This window comes from Rosenbergiella sp. YN46, from assembly GCF_036620675.1.
GTDB lineage: Bacteria > Pseudomonadota > Gammaproteobacteria > Enterobacterales > Enterobacteriaceae > Jejubacter.
This window is the reverse complement of sequence record NZ_JAZHEE010000032.1, coordinates 40529-47305: the sequence shown is the minus strand read 5'-3', so window position 1 is coordinate 47305 and position 6777 is coordinate 40529. Positions and strand designations below refer to the sequence as shown.

The window sequence follows — 6777 nt, the reverse complement described above, 5'->3', positions numbered from 1 at the left end:
CGTCAGCGGCGTTTTTTACCGCCGGGGAGCCCGGGTCGCCAGGGAGGCGGCGACTGAGCCCCCCTGGCCCGTTCACCCGCAGTGGATTGACAGAGAAGCAATCACGCAAAGTGAACGGAACAGCCACCGCATCGTCATATTCTGCCGCTTTTGTTCTGAAACAGGGCGCCGAAGCTGCCTGTCACCCTCACCCCGGCCCTCTCCCTGGAAGGGAGAGGGGCCCCCAGTCCGCCGCATCATCATATTCTGCCGCTTCTGTTCTGAAACCGGGCGCCGGAGCTGTCTGTCACCCTCACCCCGGCCCTCTCCCTGAAGCAAGAGAGGGTTTCCCTACCCGCCGTATCATCATCTTCTGCCAGCCATCGCCTCCAAAAGCTTCACGTTCATTTGCGATTCCGCTTGTTATGCCCTTGCGCCATAAATCTACAACATCGCCTGATTTTGTGAAGTCGATCAACAAAAGCAGGTAGGTACTCCCGGTATGCTATGATCTAACTAGTATGGTAGTTAATTTCCAAGAGTGAGCGGTAAGGACAAAAATAATCATGCAAATGACAATGCGCTGGTTCGGGCCAGATGAAGATAAAGTGACCCTGGAGCAGATCCGCCAGGTGCCGGGAGTGGAAGGTGTTGTCGGAGCGTTGTACGACGTTCCCGTTGGCGAAGTCTGGCCAAAAGAGAAGATTCAGGCGCTGGTGGCTCAGGCCCACAATGCCGGTCTGGCCATGGAGGTTATTGAAAGCGTTAATATTCATGACGCTATCAAGATTGGCCTGCCGGAGCGCGATCGCTATATCGCCAATTACCAGCAGACCATCCGCAATCTGGCGGAGTTCGGCGTTAAGGTGATTTGCTACAACTTTATGCCGGTATTCGACTGGATGAAGACCGATATGAATTACCGCCTGGAAGACGGCTCCCTGACTATGGCCTTCGAAAAAGCGGGCATTGACAAGACGCTGGAGCAGGTGGTGGCCGAAGTGCTGGGCAACTCCAACGGCTTTGCGCTGCCAGGCTGGGAACCGGAGCGTCTGGCGCAGGTTCAGGCGTTATTCGACAGCTATAAAGATGTAGATGATGACAAGCTGCGCGAAAACCTGGTCTACTTCCTGGAGCGGGTGGTGCCGGTTTGTGAAGAGGTCGGCGTGAAAATGGCGATTCATCCCGACGATCCGCCGTACTCTATTTTCGGTCTGCCGCGGATCATTAAAAACCGCGACGATCTCGACTGGCTGTGTAATGCCGTCGACTCTCCGGCTAATGGCATTACGCTGTGTACCGGTTCTATTGCCGAGGAACCGCAGAATAACGTTTGCGAAATTCTTGCCGAATTCAGCCGCCGTGGGCGCATTCATTTCGCCCACGTGCGGAATATTAAGATCATTAAGGATAAAGATTTTTACGAATCGGCTCATCCTACCCGTTATGGCTCGCTGGATATGTATCGGGTTATGCAGGCGCTGCACGATAACGGTTTTGATGGCTATATTCGTCCTGACCATGGCCGCTTTATCTGGGGTGAAACCGGGCGCCCGGGCTATGGCCTTTACGATCGCGCGCTTGGCGCTACCTATCTGCTGGGGCTGTGGGAAGCGCTGGAAAACCAGAAGTCCTGATAGTCTCCCTTCATTCACGCCGGGGTTCCCCGGCGTCTGATCATAATAATAGTTCTGTCGGAGGATAGTATGTCTCCAGCTCTGGCTTTGCTTTGGGTTCTGGTCGGTATTGCGCTGTTGGTTATTATGAATGTGAAATACAAGGTTCATAATATCTTCGCGTTACTCATCGCCGGCTTGTTTGTGGCAATAATGGAAGGGGTGCCTTTCGATAAAATCGTCTCCATGGTTCAGCAGGGGCTGGGCGGTATTATGGGGCACCTGGCGCTGATTATTATTTTCGGCGCGATTATCGGTAAGTTTATGACGGAGTCAGGCGCCAGCCAGCAGATTGCCGATACGGTAATTCGACATTGCGGCACCCGCTTTCTGGCTGTCGGTCTGATGTTCATTGGCGTTATCTTCGGTATCGCCATGTTTTACGAAGTGGCGTTTCTGATAGCCATGCCGCTGGTGCTGAATATCGCCAGTAAGGCCAATATTCCCTGGATGAAGCTGGTTATTCCTACGGTGGTGGGTGCCACTATGGGCCACAGCCTGTTTCCGCCGCAGCCCGGCCCGGTAGCGCTGGTCAGCGCTTTTCAGGCCGATATTGTGCAGGTTTACCTTTACGGCATTCTGGTGATTATTCCGGCGCTGTTCTGCGCGGGGATTCTGCTGCCGGCGTTTCTGCCCGGCATTCGCGATATGAAGCTGAATGCGATGATCAAGCCCCAGCCGGAAAAACCGGCGCATGAACTGCCTTCGTTTGCCGTCAGCATCTCGATTCCGCTGATTCCGGCGCTGCTGATGATCGCATCATCGCTGATCCACTCGCTGCTGGGGGCGGAATCCGGCGTAGCGAAGTTCTTTGAATTTATGGGTAGCGCTGAAATCAGTATGCTGCTGGCCACCGGTGCCGCTATCTGGCTGCTGGGCATTCGTCGCGGTATGAATGCCGGTCAGATTAACGGTTTTGTTAGCGATTCGGTGGCGAAAATCGCTAACGTGCTGTTTGTCATTAGCGCTGGCGGAATACTGAAGCAGGTGATTATCGACTCCGGCGTAGGCGACCATATCGTGACGGTAATGAGCCATGTGCATCTGTCGCCCTTTATCATTGCCTGGCTGATTACCGCTATCATCCGTATTCTGACTGGTCAGGGGGCGGTGGCGGCCATTACCTCCGCCGGGATCGTCTCGCCGATGGTGGGGGCTTTTGATCTGAATCCGGCGCTGATGTGTCTGGCGGTGGCCTGCGGTAGCAACACCATAACCCTGATGTACGACGGCGGATTCTTGCTGTTTAAAGAGACTTTCGGTATTTCGATGCGCGATACCTTTAAAACCTGGGGATTGCTGGAGCTGATTAATTCGGTGGTAGGGTTGATGATGGTGCTGCTGCTGAGCCTGTTTATCTCCTGAGTCAGTACGCCCGTGGTTTACATTGCCCTCTGATGGCATCAGGGGGCTTTTTGCTTACGGAAAACTTCCGGCCTGGCCGGAAGGTAAAGAATATCCGCCCGTTATCCGGGCGGAGATTTAACCAAACACCAGTAAAATCAGCGAGCAGACAGCGAATGAGGCGCTGCAGATACCGAAGGTAACCAGCGGGAGCCGGCGGTTGAGTTCCAGAATATGCTTGCTTTGATCCATAAGGCCTCCGTTCAGGATATTGTTAAAACTGCCTCCTGCAGTTACAGAATATTCTGAACGCACGGTAAGGAATCAGCCATGGCAAAACGAGCGATCCCTTTATTCTGCGTTATCGATCAGCGCCCGGGCGCTTTTTTCATCGGTAATCAGCCCGTGTAGCAGCCCGCTGTTAAGCACCGCCCGCAGAGCGGGAATTTTTTCGGGGCCGCCCGCCAGCGCGACGATGCGCTCCTTGCGCTGTAGTGAAAGAGGAACGGCAAGGGTGCGGTCGGTCAGGGTGGTGTGCAGAATATTACCGCGCCTGTCGACAAAGTGGCCGAGGATCTCGCCGGCGCCGCCCTCCCGGGCGATGGCCAGCATATCGCGCGCTTCCAGCATACCGGACTCCACCAGTTGAGTCGCCGGTTCGACGGTGCCGATGCCCACCAGTTTATAGTCCGCTTCCGCCGCCATCCGGAACACTTCGCTGACGCCGCGCTGGGCCAGCAGAACTTCGCGATCTTCGGCAGTATTGGCGAAGAAGGGCACCGGCATCATATAGGCCATGGCGCCGGTTCTGGCGGCGATACGGTGCATGACGTCATGAGGGTTCAGCGCATAGTTGCGGGTCAGGCAGCCCAACAGCGACACCACGCGAATATCGGGGATTTCCATGCGCGGCAGCTGGTGCACCATAGCTGACAGCGTGCGGCCGTGGCCCAGGCCCAGCGTTTTCAGTTCTCCACGTGACAGCAGCGACTTCAGATATTCGGCGCCGATTGTGCCCAATGCTCGCTCCGGCAGGCCACTTTCGCCCAGATCCGGCGCGATACGGCATTCGGTAAGGCCGTAGCGCTGACGTAGCTGGTTTTCCAGTTCGAGACACTCCACGATATCGCCATCGATAGAGACTTTCACGGCGCCTTCCGCTACCGCTCTGGCAATCATTCTGTGGGTTTTGACTGAAGGGAGTCCCAGACGTTTTGCCACTTCAGCCTGGGTCAGGCCACCCACAAAGTGCAGCCAGGCGGCACGCAGGACCAGTGACTCTTCCGTGCTCATTGCTTCTCCTCTGCGTTAATTCAGGTCGTTCGCGCCGGTGTCCACCCAGGGAGCCCAGAAAGCGACGCTTTCGGCGATATCGGCGATGACGTTGCTGTCTGCGGGTTCACGCTCTTTAAAGCTCAACTCAAGACAAAGTTCGTTATCCCGGGCGCCGCCGCGGGCCAGCGCATCGAGCAGCGCTTGTGGCTGGATGCGACCGTTGGCATTATAGCGGGCGGTAAAGGGTCGGTGCCCGCTTTTATCCATCATACTCTGTTTAATATGGATAATGGGCGACCAGCGCGGCACGGCGCAGGCCCAGGCATAGGGGTCGTAATCGTCAGGGCTGGTGGAGGTAACGTCGCCGTGGTCGATATCGGCCATCATCCACATCGGAATCGCCAGGCCCGCATTGTTAAGCCGGGTCTGAAGGGCGATAGCGGCCGGAATCGTTTCGCCGAACTCCCGACCAATGCTCATCGGTTCCCAGAACAGATAGCGCAGCCCGGCGGCTTTGGCGTGTTCCGCTACCTCGGCCCAGCACTCTATGGCGCAATCGATTTGGGCTTCGCGCCGCGCCGGGGTGTTGAAATCCTCCCAGCTAAAGATGGCGAACTGCGAACCGACGGCGCTGCCGCCCAGTTCGGCAATAATATCGGCAAAGGTTTTAAACCAGTCGATGTAGTAGCGACGTACGGAGGGCTCCGGATGGCCGAAGTGGTTAAGACGGCCATAGGGGCCAGTCATGCCCGAAGTGATACGCACGCCGGTGCGCGCCAGGCGTTCCCGGGTGCGACGGATGAGCGCGTTAAGGGTTGAAGCCGGCCAGCAAGGGTTAATAAATTCGTGCGTGAGTTGAACATCGCGCAGGCGAATCTCTCCGGCGATGCAGTCAATCAGCGTTTCCGGTCTGGCGATGCGGTTAACCAACGGATTGGTATTGAGCGAGAGCGTTAGCGGCATAGGGTCTCCCTAGCTGGCGGCATGCAGGCGAGATGGCGTCGCGATTGCGGCAAACCAGTGGTTGAAACGAGTTATCTGCTGCTCATTCAGATGCAGGCGATGCCTGGTGCGGCGCCACAGTACGTCTTCGGGCTTACGGGCCCACTCATGGTCTATCAGATAACGGGCTTCGGCTGCGTAGAGACAACTCCCGAACCATTCGCCGAGATCCTCCAGCCGTTGGGCGTCGCCCAGCAGTTGTTCCATGCGGGCGCCGTAGCATCGGGCGTAGTGGCGGCGCAGAGGGGCCGGCAGCCAGGGCCAGCGTTTTTTGGCCTGCCCAAGGAAGGTGGCGAAGTCGCCGTTTTCGATCTCGCCACCGGGCAGTACGCTCCGCGCAGTCCAGTCCGGCCCCATGGTCGGGAAAAAGGGGGCCAGTTGCTGCATGGCATGTTCCGCCAGTTTGCGAAAGGTGGTTATCTTACCGCCAAACACGTGCAGCAGCGGCGTCTGATCCCGGGAGTCCAGCTCGAACGCGTAGTCCCGGGTGACGGCGGAGGGGTTGCCTTTACCGTCGTCGAATAGCGGGCGTACCCCGGAAAAGTGAACCAGTACGTCGTCGCGCCGCAGTTCAACCTTAAAGTAGCGGTTAACCGCTTTGATCAGATAATCTATCTCCGACTCATCGGCGGTTACTTCTTCAGCTTTGCCCTCCCAGGGGATATCGGTGGTGCCGATCAGCGCCTTATCGCCCTCATAGGGATTGATAAAAATGACTCGCTTGTCCGGATTCTGCACCAGGTAAGCCTGCTGACCTTCCCAGAATTTGGGAACGATAATATGAGAGCCTTTGACCAGTCGCACCCGGCGATTAGAGTGGCTATGTGTCACGTCGCGGATGATATCCAGCACCCAGGGCCCGGCGGCGTTAATTAGCGCTTTCGCTTTTATCTGGCGGCGGGCACCGCTTAAGGTATCGAGCAGGGTGACTTCCCAGTGGCTGTCCCGGCGTTCTGCCGCCACGCAGGCGGTACGGGTGGCGATGATGGCGCCGCGCTCGCTGGCGTCCAGCGCGCACAGCGCTACCAGTCGGGCGTCATCCACCCAGCAGTCGGAGTATTCAAAGCCGCGCCGGTACTGGTCGAGCAGTGGCTCGCCTTCCGGATCACGGTGCAGATCCAGGGCGCGAGTGCCGGGCAGTTTTTTACGGCCCCCCAGATGGTCGTAAAGAAACAGCCCCAACCGCACCAGCCACGCCGGGCGATCCGTAGGGCTGTGGGGCAGGACGAAACGCATCGGCCAGATAATATGGCTGGCCGAACGCAGCAGCACTTCACGCTCGATTAGCGCTTCACGCACCAGCCGGAATTCATAATATTCCAGGTAACGCAGGCCGCCGTGCACCAGCTTGCCGGAGCGGGAAGAGGTGCCTTCGGCCAGATCGTCCTTTTCACACATCAGGACAGACAGGCCGCGTCCCGCGGCGTCGCGCGCGATGCCCGCGCCGTTGATTCCGCCGCCGATGACCAACAGATCCAGTATCGATGACTCTTGCATTAGT

5 protein-coding genes are annotated in these 6777 nt (G+C 57.3%); 2 read left to right on the top strand and 3 right to left on the bottom strand.

Annotated features, from left to right (window positions below; all coding sequences use genetic code 11):
* Positions 1-545 precede the first annotated feature (545 nt).
* The gene (gene uxuA / locus V3W49_RS18045) at positions 546-1616 is read left to right on the top strand and encodes a mannonate dehydratase (protein ID WP_500147351.1); all 1071 of its coding nucleotides are present in this window, start codon (positions 546-548) and stop codon (positions 1614-1616) included.
* A 69-nt stretch (positions 1617-1685) separates the two neighbouring features.
* On the top strand, positions 1686-3020 hold the full coding sequence (locus tag V3W49_RS18040) for a gluconate:H+ symporter (protein ID WP_500147350.1): 1335 nt from the start codon (positions 1686-1688) through the stop codon (positions 3018-3020).
* 330 nt (positions 3021-3350) lie between these two features.
* On the opposite strand, the gene V3W49_RS18035 is transcribed toward V3W49_RS18040, so the two are convergent.
* From V3W49_RS18035 to V3W49_RS18025, 3 genes are read right to left on the bottom strand one after another with little or no spacing between them, the layout of a single operon-like run.
* Positions 3351-4292, bottom strand: coding sequence for a sugar-binding transcriptional regulator (locus V3W49_RS18035; protein ID WP_500147349.1), 942 nt, complete (start codon positions 4290-4292; stop codon positions 3351-3353).
* A 15-nt stretch (positions 4293-4307) separates the two neighbouring features.
* Positions 4308-5237 (bottom strand): sugar phosphate isomerase/epimerase family protein, encoded by a 930-nt coding sequence (locus tag V3W49_RS18030; RefSeq protein ID WP_500147348.1) that lies wholly within the window; start codon positions 5235-5237, stop codon positions 4308-4310.
* A gap of 9 nt (positions 5238-5246) precedes the next feature.
* Entirely contained in the window at positions 5247-6773 is a 1527-nt protein-coding gene (locus V3W49_RS18025) for a glycerol-3-phosphate dehydrogenase (RefSeq protein WP_500147347.1), read from the bottom strand.
* Positions 6774-6777: the final 4 nt, after the last annotated feature.